Source organism: Pseudoalteromonas sp. SM9913 (assembly GCF_000184065.1).
GTDB classification, from domain to species: domain Bacteria; phylum Pseudomonadota; class Gammaproteobacteria; order Enterobacterales; family Alteromonadaceae; genus Pseudoalteromonas; species Pseudoalteromonas tetraodonis.
Window position 1 is genome coordinate 112220 of record NC_014803.1, and the last position, 14669, is coordinate 126888.

Sequence of the window (14669 nt, forward strand, 5' to 3'; positions counted from 1 at the left end):
AAGTTAAAAGTATTATACCCAGTTCATGCAAGCCAAGTCATTACTTGCACTTAAAACTTAAAGCGCTCTACCGCACCTTTTAAAGAGTGTGCAAGTTGATTAACATCTTCACTTTCGCTTGCTAGGGTCGTCGCATTGTCGGCATTTAAGGTGGCATGATCGGTTACCTTAGCCATTATTTGTTGGATATCAGTGCTGTTTGCAAGTTGTTCATGCGATGCATGGGCAATGTCTTTGCTCATTGCATTGACCGATACTAACGTGCTTTTGATACGCTCAACGGCTGCATTTAGTTCAGTACTGTTTTCAACACAATGTTTGGCTTGTTGTTGACCATCATTTATTTCAGCTTGGGTAGTCTGAGTATGTTGTTGTAGTGTGTTGATCATGGTGGTTATTTCGCTAGTGGAGCTTTGTGTTCGTGCTGCAAGCGAACGCACTTCATCGGCCACTACGGCAAATCCTCGACCATGTTCACCGGCTCTTGCTGCTTCAATGGCCGCATTAAGCGCTAGCAAATTGGTTTGCTCTGCAATACTGCTAATCGTATCAACAATAGCGCCAATCAGTTTGGTGTATTGTGCAAGCTCTTCGGTGCTGCTAACTGCTTTATCTAGGCGGCTTAAAAGAGATTCAATACTTTGGCTATTGTTGTTTGCAATGTCATTGACATCATTTGCAAACTGCGAGGCATTCGTTATTTCATTTGAGGTACTCTGCGCTTGTTCGTAAACGGCTTGTGAGCTTTGTAGCATACGTTGCGCTAATGAGGTTGCTTGTGCGCTGCGTTCCAACTGTTGCTTAGCAACGATGGTCATTTGCTGCCCTTTTTCACTGGTTTGAATGGCTGAATTATCGAGTTCGTAGGCGTCGTTACTGATCCCTTTTATTAGGTGAGTTAAATCATCACAAAGCTTATTGGTATTATGCAGCAGGGTACCAAATTCGTCTTTACTTAGAGGATTACTTCGCTGTGAAAAGTCACCTGAGGCTATGCGTGCGAGTTCTTTATTCACCTTTTTAAGTGGTTTTAGCATGGCGTTAGTAGTAAACACTGAAATAATAACCAGCAAAACAATTAAAACAAAAGCAATAATAATAACTAAGCTAGAGCCGGTATTGATTGCTGACTTAGCGCTCTCTTGCAGGGAGTCAAAGCGCGTGTCTGCAAGTTTATTAAGCTCAATTAGCTGATTTTCTATAATGATAAAAGCATGTTGAAAACTTTCAAACCGCTGATCAACCTTGTCTTTGCTATTGAGTACAGTGTTCTGCAATGCATACAGCCCATCAGGATTATTTAATAGGCTGCTTAAATCGTTAAACGCCGCTATTAACTCATTGGCGTTGAGCTTATTTGCAATAGGAGAGGCTTGTTGCTCTAAATAACTAAGATTAGATTGAATATTATTGAGTAAAAAAGAAGTGTCCTGTTGGTGGGCATTGATATCTTCAGAGGTGGTTACTTGCCCGATGCCTTTGACATTATTGTTTAGAGTAAATAATAAATCATCAATTCGAGTCGCTGTGCCAAAGACTGCATTTAAAAGCGATTGCTGGTTGCCTGCTACGTTTATAAGCTCTATATCAAGTAATTGGTTACTCAGATCGCGAAGCTGTTCATTAAAGGTAACTGTCAGTGCTGCGGCGGTACTTTGCGCCTTAAAGCGTTGCTCTTTTGCTGCAAGCATGTCGTTGCTTATAGTGTTTAGTTTAGTGAAGTCATTATGAATAGTAACAAGCAATGTTTGCATACTTTGTTGCTTGGCAACTTGTGCTTTTAGCGTCTCTAATTTATTAAAAAACTGTGTCTGCTCTGCGTGTGCTTGCTTTTTATTTTGCAGTAGTAAATCAAGTTTAGTTTGGCTGTAAGCAATGGCGTTAAATTTAGTAATTGAAAGTAGCGATAAACGCAGGTCTTTACTCGCTTGCTGTACCGGAACCGCTAACGTTTCTATGCGCGAGTTAGTGGTACTGATTTGATGGAGTGACCAGTAAAAAAATATGCAGCTGGTGAGCATTAACAGGCCAATAGCTGAAAAGGCTAAAATTATTTTATGTTTTATAGCGATAGAATGCATAACTTTATCAACAGTATTAAGACTTTTGTTAGTGTAGCAAGTTTTTTAATATGTTGTTAGTTAGTGGTTAATTGCTTGTGCATTGATATTTTTTACCGTTAATTATTAGCATAGCTTGCTCGCCCTTACTCCAAAACAGTACCTTGGTATTAATATATTTGCTACCAGAGGCACTCACCTCATGAGTTAATAAATAATCATGCTTATTAAAGCGGAGCGTCGCCTGTTTGTTGCTAATAATATCTAGCTGTGCAGCGGTGTTATCGCACATGTAGTTTGTTGTAATGGGTTGCTCATTGCATGCAACCAGGGCTATTAAAGCAATAGTAATGGCGTAGTGTTTCATTAGGCTGTGTTTTACTTATTTAGTCGCTTGGTTAATTAAGAGCTTAGCAAAGCTAAATTAACCGTTGGTGAAAATAAGGCTTTACGTTATGTTTAAGCTCTTATTTTTAGCTAGGGAATATCATGGCTGGCACTAACCTCTTAACATTACTTGATGATATAACGACCTTACTTGATGATATTGCGACCATGAGTAAAGTTGCGACTAAAAAAACGGCAGGCGTACTAGGAGATGACTTGGCGCTCAATGCGCAGCAAGTTACAGGGGTCACTGCCGATAGAGAGCTGCCGGTAGTATGGGCGGTGGCAAAAGGGTCGTTTTTAAATAAAGCGATATTAGTCCCTGCTGCGTTATTAATTAGTGTGTGGTTGCCTTGGCTAATTACGCCACTTTTGATGATGGGTGGTTTATTTTTATGTTTTGAAGGCGCTGAAAAAGTATTTGCTCGCTTTTTACCTCACCATGAGGAAACGATAGATGATGATGAAAAGTTAGATTTAGTTGAATATGAAAGGCAAAAAGTAAAAGGTGCTATTCGTACTGACTTTATTCTGTCTGCTGAAATTATTGTAATTACCTTAGGGACTGTGGCTGGGGCTACGTTAATGAATCAAGCACTGGTGCTAAGTGTTATTGCCATCATCATGACAATTGGTGTTTATGGACTGGTAGCTGGAATTGTAAAACTTGATGATGCAGGATTGTATTTACTTAACCAATCAAAACTCTCTGCGAATAAATTTAAAGAATTACTGGGTAAAGGCCTACTTGCAGCAGCTCCCCGACTTATGCAGTTTTTAGCCTTTGCAGGTACAATCGCCATGTTTTTAGTGGGGGGTGGAATTTTAGTGCATGGTGTTGAGTTACTGCATCATACGCAGATTGATATCACACATTACGCCCAGTCAACTTTAGGTGGGGTAGGTGAGATGCTAGCCCCTTTAGTATTTGATGGCTTACTTGGTGTGGTTGCGGGTTTGGTTATTGTTATTATGCATGTAACCTATACTAAGCTCTTTAAAACCCATAGTAGCGCGGCGTAATCGCGCTACTTTACATTATTCACATTGTGCACTTTTACATAATTGCTCAAGCTCGTGTTTAGCTTTGCTATTACCTTGAGCAATGGCTTTTTTATACCAATAAATAGCTTGTGGGGCGTTTTTCTCTGTGCCTTGCCCGTCGCGATACATTTGCGCCAGATTTAGTTGCCCCCATTGAGAACCTGTTTGCGCTGCAAGAGTAAAGCTTTCTAGCGCTTCATCGTATTGCCCATCTTTGTGGTACATAATTCCTTGTTGATTATTTTTATCGAGCTTTACTCCTTTATATAAAGGTTTTGGCTGTGGCGGAAACATCACAAATCCCCCATATAAACTATTTGCATAGGGGCGCAGCACGTCGAATATAATGTCATCCTTGTATAAGCGTTTTATTTCATTACGAGGTAGGGTGATGGTTTTAGACGAAAAGTAATCTCTTTGCACTAATAAACTGGCACGCATTGCTGTGGTTATAGCGCTGCTGCGCTTATAGCTGTAATTACTCACCTGAAACGTTATAAATTGCTGATCAAAGCTCAGCACTTGCGCTACTTTTAAATTAGTCAGTGTCCACGGTTCATGAGTGAATTTATCGGCCTTTACTAAATAGGTGTCGTAGGCTTTGGGGTTGGTTAAATAACTTTGTTTTAGCGCCTCAGCATTAAGGTGTTTTTGGTAAAAAAATAACAATACCCACAGCAATAAAACTAACCCAATACAGTATTTGGGTAGGCTTAGCTTTTCGAACAGGGGTAACTTTTTAATGCTTGTAGGCTCACAATGTCCACATTGATAGCACTCGCGTTTATAGCTCAACTTTATCGGAACTATAGGAAGAATAGTAAAGCGCAAAAAGCGGCTTTGGTTAACTAAGTGATAGCTGTTACTTTTGCAATTAGGGCAGCACTGTACTTGTGTAAAATGAGGAAAAGACTGACTGGTATTGAAAAGCAGCATGAAAATACGCTCCCTGTTTTAATTCTCTTTAAGTTAAAACAATGAGCGTATTAGTTAAAGCAGCAAACTGTAAGTAATTATGTCAGTTACTCTTTAGTGCGTGCTTTTGGTTTAATGGTCGTTTTAGCGTCGGCGGCCATTAACGCAAATACAGCATAAGCAGCGGTGTTTTGACGAAGTTTAGCGGGTGTCACTTTATCAAGGGTGTCATCCGCTGTATGGTGGTAATCAAAGTAGTCAGTACCATCTTGTGCCAGTTCAAAAATAGGCGCAGAAACTGCATTTTTAAATGGGATGAGATCGGGTCCGCCTTTAGCTTCATTTTGGCCAATGTATTCAATATTTAATGGCGCAAGCTCTTTGGCAATCGCGCGCACTACTGGCAGTGAAGCTGCGTTTACATTTGATTCAAAGCCATAAACTACATCAGCACCAAAGTCAGACTCTGCAGCAGCCACAATGTTATTAAGCTCATTTTTATGCTTTGCAAAATACGCTTTTGCGCCCCAAAGGCCGAGTTCTTCAGCTGCAAAAAGCACAACGCGAATACTGCGCTTAGGACGTTTTACATCACTAATATGCTTTGCTGCTGCCATGGTTAAGGCAACGCCAGCGCCATCATCCAGAGCGCCAGTACCTAAATCCCACGAATCTAAGTGTCCACCAATAAGTACATATTGCTCAGGGTTTTCAGTACCATTAAATTGGCCAATGACGTTATAACCAGTGCCCTCGCCTAGGTTTTCGGTTTGTACATTAATATTAACCGACACGTCTTTGTTTAATGCGACTAATCGTGCTATTTGGTCAGCATCAGGATTGGCAATAGTCACGTTAGGTATTTTAGTTACCCCTTCTTTATAATAGCTACCGCCGGTATGTGCAAAGCGATGGTGGCCAGTGCTAACTGAGCGCATCATATAGGCAACGGCGCCTTTTTTAGCCGCTTCAATTGCTCCGGTAGCACGGGCTTTTACCGCGGGGCCATAACCATTGCCGTCAATATCACGGTTCATACGGTAATTAATATAAGCAATTTTACCTTTTAAGCTATTCGCCGGTGCAGCTTTTAATTCGTCAAGGGTTTCGAATAAGACGACAGGTGCGCTGATCCCCTCTTTGGGTGTACTAATGCTGTTACCCAGTGCTGTTAAATGCAGAGGTTGCTCGCTTGGAGTGAGTATTTTTCCGCTTTCGCTATAGCGACGCCATTCAGGGAAGGTTGCTTCTTCTAACCAGACTTTATCAAAGCCCAATTCATCAAACTTTGCTTTTGCCCAAGCAACGGCTTTCTTATCGTTTTCGGTGCCTGGTAGGCGCGGGCCTATTTCAGTGGTGAGTGATTCTAGTAATTGATAGCTTAAATCACTTTTAAGGGCGGTGGTGCGCACCTCATCTACTTGTTGTAGCTGTTTTGCAGTGAATTCACTGTTGTTGGCGCTTACCGTCATGCTGGTGGTAAATAGGAGTGCTGTGAGCAATTGTTTCATATTGAGAGAGCCTTTGTAATGATTAACACCATTAAAGCATGTAACAAAGAGGATAAAAAATAGATGAGATGAGTAGGCTATTCAGTGGGTTCAAAAGTCAGTTCAAAAAAAGCCCACCTCAAATTGAGGTGGGCTATGGGTTTTTAAAGTTTGTATTTAAAAGCTAAATTGCGCTGCTAAACGCACGCTTGTGCCTTCACCTACCGTCACGTTATTTAATCCACCACCGGCTAGGTAGTTTTTATCGAATAAGTTTTCAATGTTTAAACGCAGGTTAATATCTGTATTACTTACCTTAAGTGCGTAGGTTGCGCCAACATCAACACGGGTATATCCCTGTTTTGTTACTGTATTGGCATTATCGGCAAAACGTTCACCTTCATAAAAAGCGCCGGCATTAAAAGCAATGGCGTCGTTGAGTTCATAACGGGTCCAAAGTGAGGCTGACCACTTTGGCGCATCGGTTGGGCGCTTACCTTCTAATTCTTCATCTCGTTCATAGTTAGCATCTAAATACATGGTTGATGCCATAACAAATAAACGATCGGTAGCAGCACCTTGTGCAGAAAGTTCAAAGCCTTTATGGCGTTGTTCACCTGCTTGCGTGGTTATGCTGGTTATATCACCAATAGGGTTAATCAGATTTTCGCTCACTAAGGTGCCTGTTTTACTAATATCAAATAGGGCGCCGCTGAGCATTAATCGGTCATCAAACAGTTGCCATTTAACCCCAACTTCTCGTTGCTCAGAAGTAATGGCATCGAGTTTCATGCCATTATTAACATCATTTTCATTTTCTAATGTTTCGTTTTGCGGCTCAAATCCTTCCGAGTAACTTGCGTATACGGTTGCTGATGCATTTGGATGGTAAAGTACGCCGACCTTAGGTACGAACGATTCGTTATTGCTGTTTTCTTTACTTTGTTTATCGTAACGACCACCCAGTGATAGTTGCCATTTAGGCGAGAACGAAATCAAATCTTGGATATAAATCCCGTAGTAGTCGTAGGCAGATGAGCTAACAGTATCATCTGACTTGTAACTTATATTTGGGCGATTAGGCTCATTTTGACCGGCAGAAAAATTAATCGTATCAGCAGATGTGCGTAATTGGCCATAGTAATAATCCAGTGAGTTAACGCCTACAAGTAATTGATGGTGCACACCCACGGTTTCAAATTCGCCAATAAAGTCGATAAAAGCAGTTTTAAACTGCCAATCATCAAAGCGATCGTAAGGGCGTGACTGATAACTATCGCCTTCGATAAAGTCACTTGGCTTACGTGGTGCTGACTCAAAACGCTGGCGTTCAAATGTTTGTTCATTGTAGCCAAGTTTTACTTGCCAGTTATCGGCTAAAAATACATTAAAATCAATGCCCATGTTTTCAACGGTGATGTCGGTAAAGGCCCAAGACATGTCACGAATTGTTTTATCGTTACCAATGATATTAGCATCATTATCGATCCAAGCCCCCGTATCTAGACCTGCTTCGTCATCGGTACGGTCATAGTGAACACGTACTAAGGCATTATCGCTAATATCGTAATCAACCACTAATGCACCTAAAAAACGATCGCGTTCGCGGTTATCACCGTTTTGATACTCACGCCAATATTCAACATCTTGTTTTACTAATACGCCACGGGCACGTAAATCTTCAGCTTCAGTCAATGCGCCGCCAGCATCAAGCATAAAGCGAGTTGAGCCATGTTGATCGACATCGGCACTGGCATTAAATAACGTTTGTGCGGTTGGCTTTTTGGTCACCATATTTACTAAGCCGCCAGGGCCCGATTGGCCGTACAAAATACTCGATGGTCCTTTAATTACTTCAACTTGCTCTAAAATTTCAATGGGTTGTTGATAGTGCGACCAATGCTGGTGGCCATCACGCAGGTAGCCGGTTGATGAACTTAACTCAAAACCACGTAAGTTAAATACTTCACGATTACGTTGCTTAGATCCTGGCGTTAAACTCGCATCGTTACTTAGTACTTCACCTAAGGTGGTTGCTAGTTGCTCATTTACAATTGTATCTGTAATAACAGTGACTGATTGTGCGGTATCGAGTAATGAGGTTGAGGTTCTCATTGCCCCACTGGCATTATCTACTTTGTAGTCGTTGAAGTAACTGCCTTTTACTTCAATGCGCTCTATATTTGCGGTGTTAGCGAATACATTTGCAGAGGTACTGGCTAAAAGTGCGATAAAAAGTGGGTTAAGTTTCATTAGTAGCTTCCGGCTTAGAGTTATTAGAATAGTAAAACGCCGCAGATCTTAATGAAAATAACTATCATTTGCAATATCTTTATTTGCACTTTTTATCGTGCGTTGTTAATGGTTGCTAATTGTTAAATCTGCTATTATTAGCCGCATATTTATTGAGACTTTTCTCAAGTTATTTTTTTGCTATGGAATTTACTGTGACTGCAACTGCTTTTTCATCGTTGGCCTTACCTTCTGGGTTAGTTGATAATTTATCAACACTCGGCTACACCCAAATGACTCCTGTACAGGCACAAAGCCTGCCTCCTGTTTTAAGTGGTAAAGATATTATTGCCCAAGCTAAAACAGGCTCAGGTAAAACTGCGGCATTTAGTCTGGGCGTTTTAGCCAAGCTGAATGTTAAACGCTTTCGTATCCAGTCGTTAGTGCTGTGCCCAACCCGAGAGCTTGCAGAGCAGGTAGCGGTTGAAATGCGCAAATTAGCACGCGGTATTCATAATATTAAAATTTTAACTTTGTGTGGCGGGGTATCAATTGGTCCTCAAATTGGCTCACTTGAACATGGTGCGCATATTATTGTAGGTACACCAGGGCGAGTTGACGACCATATTCGTAAAGGTACATTGCGCTTAGATGATGTTGAAACGCTGGTACTTGATGAAGCCGACCAAATGCTTGATATGGGTTTTCAAGACACCCTCGATGCCATAATTGAGTGTATTCCAACAAATCGTCAAACATTGTTATTTAGCGCGACTTTTCCAAAATCAATCGAAGCCATTGCAAAGCGTGTTTTGAGCAACCCTGAAATGATTAAAGTAGAAGAGCAGCAAGAAAAAAGCACTATCAAGCAATACTTCTATAAAATGGATAATAATAAGCAACGTTATCCAACCCTTAAATTACTATTACTTAAATTTACCCCACAAAGTTGTGTGGTGTTTTGTAATACCAAGGTAGAAACACAGCAAGTATGTGATGATTTAGCCGATGAAGGCTTCAGCGCTGTTGCATTGCATGGCGATTTAGAGCAGCGTGACCGTGAGCGTACACTGATTCATTTTGCCAATAAGAGTGCGTCTATTTTAGTGGCAACCGATGTAGCAGCACGCGGCTTAGATATTGATGACATGGACATGGTGATTAACTATCACTTAGCGCATGATCCACAAACGCATGTTCACCGTGTAGGGCGTACCGGGCGAGCGGGCAAAAAAGGCATTGCGTGTTCTATTTACGGTGATGCTGAGCAATTTAAAGTAGCGCAAATTGGTGACCACTATGAGCGTGATTTTACCCCTGAGCCAATGCCATCTTATAACCTATTAGATAAGCCTCCATACAAACCTGAAATGGTGACTTTGATGATTGATGCAGGCAAAAAACAAAAAGTGCGTGCTGGCGACATTTTAGGCGCATTAACAGGTAAAGATGGTATAGCAGGGCGCCAAGTGGGTAAAATTAATGTACTTGATAACGTGGCTTTTGTCGCGGTAGAGCGTAACTCATCTAAACCCGCGTTACGTAAATTAACCGAAGGCAATATTAAAGGGCGTAAAATCCGTGCTCGTCGCCTGACGCGCTAGTTTTACGTTTTAAGATGAGCAGCTCGTCTTGAGTTGCTCATATTCCATTTTTAATTGTTTAAACACTTCATTATCACCCCCTTGTTTGTCTGGATGATGCTGAACGGCTAGTTGTCGCCAACGCTTTTGTAATGTTTTTAAGGTAATTGGTTGTACTAATTGCCAGCGAGCGATTAATTGCTGATGTTGCTGAGCACTTAAAGGCGCTTCATGTTGTTTAGGCTTACTGAAACGTTGCCAAAAGCTATCTAATAATGCGTTAATTTCTGCTGTTGATGTTTCAAAGTTTTGCCAGTTTAAGTAGTAGTCACGCAGCGGATCGTTTGGGTGAAGTTGGTTTTGGCGAGGGTCGCTTACCAGCTCAATATGTAAACTTTTAATCAGTAGCTGCTGTTTTGGCATAACTTGCTGCTGTAACTGATAAAGTGCATTCATAATTAAAAAATTACGTTTAAATAAATCACGCCCAGGATCAGCGGCTAAGGTATCAAGTAACCCACGTTCTTTTAGTTCCGATGCTAAAGTATGAACCATCCACACTTTATTATTGATTAATAGTTCAAAAATCTCATCTATCAGTGGGTTAAGCATTGTTTACAATCTATTAATTGGTGTATCTTGAACAAATTATCATACACCTAAGTAACATTAAACCCCAAGGAGTGGGCGTGAATGCCTGTTTTATATTGGTCTAAATTAGATGTTTACATATTGTTTGGGTGTCATTTTATTATGGCTAGCAAGGATTAAAGGATATTTTTATGCTGACTCGGTTAAAGCGCATCTGCTTTATTGGTCTTTTGGTTGTAATGAGTGGTGCATCAAACGACGCTTTATCCAATGAGCAGACAAGTTTGCTTGAGCAGTTCGATCTTGAGCAAACATGGACTAAAAAGCACCGCCTTGCAACAGACATATTAGCTAACCCTGATCTTCCAAATTTACAACGCGTGACCATTTACAGTGACTTAGCGGAGCTGGCGTTTACACAGAGTGATTTAGCTAATGCACTAAAGTATTTTAAATTACTAGAGGCGAATAGCACCCTCAAAGAACAGCCAAAACTTTATTTTCGTGCAATTAAAATGCAAGGCGTGGTGCTTTATTATCAAGGGTTAGTGCAACAAGCGGTCGTTGATTATAATCGCGCGTTAAACATTGCCATTACCCTTAAAAGCCCGATTAAACAGGCTAACTTACTCAGTAATATTGGGCTCGCTTACTTTGATATGTATAACATGGAGCTAGCCCTCGACTATTATCAGCAAGCCAAAGTCATTTATGAAAAAGAGGGGAGCGCACAAGATAAAGCCGATATATTACATAATATTGCCGGTATTTATATTCGTCTCTCTCGGTATGAGTCCGCGCTTGAGATGTATCGTGAGGTTTTAAAAGTTTTTCAAGAGCTTGGTGATGACGATGGGGTTGCACAGGTATACGGTAACATGGGTGTGGCGTACACTGAATCGAGGCAGTACCAGTTAGCGTTGCATTACAACCAATTAGCTTTGCGCTACTATCAAAGTGTTAATAACGCCTTTCAGCTTTCGACTAAGCACACCAATTTAGCCACAATTAATCTTAAATTAAATAAATTTGATGTCGCGTTATATCATGCTAATGCAGGGCAACAGTTTGCACTTGAGGCTGATAATAAGTCGTTACTAGCGGCTGCCTTACACGTGTTATCGACTGTTCAATTTGTGCAAGGCGATACAGAAAATGCCAAAGAAACCTCAGAGCGTTCAATTACGCTTGCCAAAGAGTATAATAATGGCATGCGCATAAAAGACGGTTTGGGGGTTGAAGCGCTTATCCATGCTAGCTTAGGGGATTATGAAAAAGCGTTAAGTTTGCATCAACAGTATGTTGATTATCAGCGCAGTGTTAATACCGAAGAAGCCTCAAAAGCGGTCAGTCAATTTCAAATTCAGTTTGAATCAAATCAGCTAAACCAAGAAATTAAACAATTAAAACAGCAACAATACTTACAAGAATTACAAATAGCTAAACGTTCACAGCTGACGTTCTTATTGGTGATTGTTGCCATATTGATTTTAATTACAGTAATTGCTGTTTATAAACGCCGAACAGAAAAACAAGCGAAGTTAAAGCTGAGTGAGCAAGTTGAACAGCGCACCAAAGAGCTGCAAAGTGTGGCGCAAGAACTGCGTGAAGCTAACGAGGTTAAAAGCCAGTTTTTAGCGAATATAAGCCATGAAATTAGAACGCCATTAACCGCTATTTTGGCGCAAACAGATGATCTTATTAGTGGTCAGTATAAGGCTGAGCAATTACAAGATGAGCTTAGGGTAATACAACGACAAAGTGAGCATTTAAGAAGCCTGATTAATGATGTGCTTGATTTAAGTAAAATCGAAGCAAACAGGCTAGAACTTAACATTAGCTGTTTTGATATGGTGCGATTGATCAACGATGTTCATGCTATGTTTTCTCCACAAACTAAAGCGAAAGGCTTGTCACTGATATTAGAGAGTCAGTTAGGTGATACCTATTTTACGCGGCTAGATTTAACTCGAGTAAAACAAATACTTATTAATTTATGCGCCAATGCCATTAAGTTTACTCATAAGGGGCACGTAACAATTGCTGTTAGCAAAACGGATCAAGGGCTGCTCTTTTGTATTCAAGATACCGGAATTGGTATGAGCTCCTCACAGCTTAAGCTTATTTTTGAATGCTTTAGTCAAGCAGATAACAGCATTAGCCGACGTTTTGGCGGTACCGGTTTGGGCTTGAGTTTGTCGCAGCAGTTAGCAGCGATGATGGGTGGCTATATTAGCGTGCAGAGTGAGTTTAAAAAGGGCAGTGAGTTTTCGTTCTATTTGCCTTGTATACAAGTTGAAGAGCAAGTTTGCCACGATGATATGCAGGCTAAATCGGCTGCAGGGCATAGGTTGTTATCCGGTAAGGTGGTGCTTGCTGAGGATCACAGTGATAACCGCAAACTGATCAGTCGTTATTTACACTCCCTAGGACTTGAAGTGATTGCCGTTGAAAATGGTGAGCAAGCCGTAGAGCAAAGTTTAAAACTGTATCCGGATTTGGTGCTTTTAGATATTCAAATGCCCGTTATGGATGGTATTTCTGCGTTTGAACTACTCAAACAATGTGGCTATGAGCAGCCTATTTTAGCGTTAACGGCCAATGCCATGAGCCACGAGATTGACCACTACTTATCACTTGGTTTTAGCGATTATTTAGCAAAACCAATAGATAAAGAATCTTTTTACACTGTTTTAGCTAAATACTTAAGCTCAGCAAATGAGGATTCATCGACAGAAAGTATTCATGTAGATATGAGTGATTTAGTAGCGAGTTTTAAACAAAGCCTGATTACAGAAAGTGAGCTAATTGAACAGCATTTTAAAGTTGGAGATTATAAATCGCTGCAAAAAGATAGCCACCGAGTTTTAGGTGCGGCACAAATGTTTGAGTTTAAAGAAATAGCATTAGTGGCAAAAGCACTAGATGACGAATTACTTCAGTCACAAATTAACACTCAAAAGTTAACAACATTAGTAAATGACTTGCTGGTACTGCTTAAGCAATACGGATAAGCTGATTTACTCTAAAAATAAAAAGACACCATCTGGTGTCTTTTTTATTTAAAAACGTTTATTTAACCAGCGTTCAGATTACTGACGTTTCATCGAATCAAAAAACTCATCGTTGGTTTTACTCATTGATAGTTTATCGATTAAAAATTCCATGGCATCAATTTCTGACATGTCATGGACTATCTTACGTAAAATCCACAGCTTTTGGAGCTCATCAGGCTTAGTAAGTAATTCTTCACGACGCGTACCAGAACGGTTAAAGTCGATAGCTGGGAATACACGTTTTTCCGCAATTTTACGGTTAAGGTGTAGTTCCATGTTGCCCGTACCCTTAAACTCTTCGTAGATAACTTCATCCATTTTAGAGCCGGTATCAATAAGCGCAGTCGCAATAATTGTTAAGCTACCGCCTTCTTCAACGTTACGTGCAGCACCAAAGAAACGTTTAGGCTTATGTAATGCATTAGCATCTACACCACCGGTCAATACTTTACCTGATGATGGAATAACGGTGTTGTAAGCACGTGCTAAACGTGTGATTGAATCAAGTAAAATCACCACGTCTTTTTTGTGCTCAACTAAGCGCTTTGCTTTTTCAATAACCATTTCAGCAACCTGTACATGGCGAGATGCTGGTTCATCGAATGTTGATGCAATAACTTCACCTTTTACTAGGCGTTGCATCTCAGTCACTTCTTCCGGACGTTCATCAATAAGTAAAACCATTAATGTAACATCAGGGTGGTTATGTGTGATTGATTGCGCAATATTTTGTAGCAACATGGTTTTACCCGCTTTTGGCGGTGCTACTAATAAACCACGTTGGCCGCGGCCAATGGGTGACGCTAAATCAAGAACTCGTGCGGTAATATCTTCTTTACTGCCGTTACCACGTTCCATACGAAAACGTTCGTTTGCATGTAGTGGTGTCAGGTTTTCAAAAAGGATTTTAGTGCGAGAGTTTTCAGGTTTATCAAAATTAACTTCGTTTACTTTAAGTAAAGCAAAGTAACGCTCACCATCTTTTGGCGGACGAATAAGACCTGAAATAGAGTCGCCAGTACGCATACTAAAACGGCGAATTTGGCTTGGAGATACATAAATATCATCTGGGCCAGCTAAGTAAGAAGCTTCTGATGATCTTAAAAAGCCAAAACCATCTTGCAAAATTTCTAATACACCACCGCCGAAGATATTCTCTCCGCCTTTGGCATGGGATTTAAGAATAGCAAAAATAATGTCTTGCTTTCTTAAGCGGGCTACGTTTTCGAGCCCCATGGACTCAGCTAAGTTTACAAGCTCTTTTATAGACTTGTCTTTTAATTCGCGTAAATGCATATTGGTGGGTTCTTT

The 14669-nt window shown here is 40.6% G+C and carries 10 protein-coding genes; 3 read left to right on the forward strand and 7 right to left on the reverse strand.

The annotated features are described in order from the left end of the window. Window positions 1–50: 50 nt before the first annotated feature. Window positions 51–2081: a methyl-accepting chemotaxis protein gene (locus PSM_RS00550; RefSeq protein ID WP_013463740.1), complete on the reverse strand. Its 2031-nt coding sequence runs from the start codon at window positions 2079–2081 to the stop codon at window positions 51–53. Window positions 2082–2148: 67 nt separating this feature from the next. Next, window positions 2149–2427 (reverse strand): MliC family protein, encoded by a 279-nt coding sequence (locus PSM_RS00555; RefSeq protein ID WP_013463741.1) that lies wholly within the window; start codon window positions 2425–2427, stop codon window positions 2149–2151. Window positions 2428–2549: 122 nt separating this feature from the next. Between PSM_RS00555 and PSM_RS00560 the strand changes: the two genes are divergently transcribed. Next, window positions 2550–3470, forward strand: coding sequence for a DUF808 domain-containing protein (locus PSM_RS00560; protein ID WP_013463742.1), 921 nt, complete (start codon window positions 2550–2552; stop codon window positions 3468–3470). 15 nt (window positions 3471–3485) lie between these two features. Here PSM_RS00560 and PSM_RS00565 read toward each other — a convergent pair whose 3' ends face one another. From PSM_RS00565 to PSM_RS00575, 3 genes are all read right to left on the reverse strand, one after another. Beyond that, entirely contained in the window at window positions 3486–4427 is a 942-nt protein-coding gene (locus tag PSM_RS00565; RefSeq protein WP_013463743.1) for a tetratricopeptide repeat protein, read from the reverse strand. 86 nt (window positions 4428–4513) lie between these two features. Further along, entirely contained in the window at window positions 4514–5917 is a 1404-nt protein-coding gene (locus tag PSM_RS00570) for a M20/M25/M40 family metallo-hydrolase (protein WP_013463744.1), read from the reverse strand. Window positions 5918–6073: 156 nt separating this feature from the next. Further along, window positions 6074–8149: a TonB-dependent siderophore receptor gene (locus tag PSM_RS00575; protein ID WP_013463745.1), complete on the reverse strand. Its 2076-nt coding sequence runs from the start codon at window positions 8147–8149 to the stop codon at window positions 6074–6076. Window positions 8150–8343: 194 nt separating this feature from the next. Here PSM_RS00575 and dbpA point away from each other — a divergent pair, with 194 nt between their 5' ends. Beyond that, complete coding sequence (gene dbpA, locus PSM_RS00580; protein ID WP_024601994.1) at window positions 8344–9732, forward strand: ATP-dependent RNA helicase DbpA; 1389 nt, start codon at window positions 8344–8346, stop codon at window positions 9730–9732. A gap of 9 nt (window positions 9733–9741) precedes the next feature. Here the strand turns inward: dbpA and PSM_RS00585 are convergent, their stop codons facing one another. Next, window positions 9742–10323 carry a DNA-J related domain-containing protein gene (locus PSM_RS00585; protein WP_013463747.1) on the reverse strand — a complete coding sequence of 194 codons (582 nt, stop codon included), beginning with the start codon at window positions 10321–10323 and terminating at the stop codon, window positions 9742–9744. A 170-nt stretch (window positions 10324–10493) separates the two neighbouring features. On the opposite strand from PSM_RS00585, the gene PSM_RS00590 reads away from it, so the two are divergent. After that, a complete protein-coding gene (locus tag PSM_RS00590) occupies window positions 10494–13316 on the forward strand; it encodes a tetratricopeptide repeat protein (RefSeq protein ID WP_013463748.1) in 2823 nt (940 codons plus the stop codon). A 78-nt stretch (window positions 13317–13394) separates the two neighbouring features. On the opposite strand, the gene rho is transcribed toward PSM_RS00590, so the two are convergent. Continuing rightward, on the reverse strand, window positions 13395–14654 hold the full coding sequence (gene rho, locus PSM_RS00595) for a transcription termination factor Rho (protein ID WP_013463749.1): 1260 nt from the start codon (window positions 14652–14654) through the stop codon (window positions 13395–13397). Between the last annotated feature and the right edge of the window lie 15 nt (window positions 14655–14669).

Excerpts from the sequence above, each read along its gene's own strand:
- PSM_RS00585 (WP_013463747.1), bottom strand. The coding sequence starts at position 10,323 with ATGCTTAACCCACTGATAGATGAGATTTTTGAACTATTAATCAATAAT.
- PSM_RS00570 (WP_013463744.1), bottom strand. The coding sequence starts at position 5,917 with ATGAAACAATTGCTCACAGCACTCCTATTTACCACCAGCATGACGGTA.
- PSM_RS00560 (WP_013463742.1), top strand. The coding sequence starts at position 2,550 with ATGGCTGGCACTAACCTCTTAACATTACTTGATGATATAACGACCTTA.
- PSM_RS00575 (WP_013463745.1), bottom strand. The coding sequence starts at position 8,149 with ATGAAACTTAACCCACTTTTTATCGCACTTTTAGCCAGTACCTCTGCA.
- PSM_RS00555 (WP_013463741.1), bottom strand. The coding sequence starts at position 2,427 with ATGAAACACTACGCCATTACTATTGCTTTAATAGCCCTGGTTGCATGC.
- PSM_RS00565 (WP_013463743.1), bottom strand. The coding sequence starts at position 4,427 with ATGCTGCTTTTCAATACCAGTCAGTCTTTTCCTCATTTTACACAAGTA.
- rho (WP_013463749.1), bottom strand. The coding sequence starts at position 14,654 with ATGCATTTACGCGAATTAAAAGACAAGTCTATAAAAGAGCTTGTAAAC.
- PSM_RS00590 (WP_013463748.1), top strand. The coding sequence starts at position 10,494 with ATGCTGACTCGGTTAAAGCGCATCTGCTTTATTGGTCTTTTGGTTGTA.
- PSM_RS00550 (WP_013463740.1), bottom strand. The coding sequence starts at position 2,081 with ATGCATTCTATCGCTATAAAACATAAAATAATTTTAGCCTTTTCAGCT.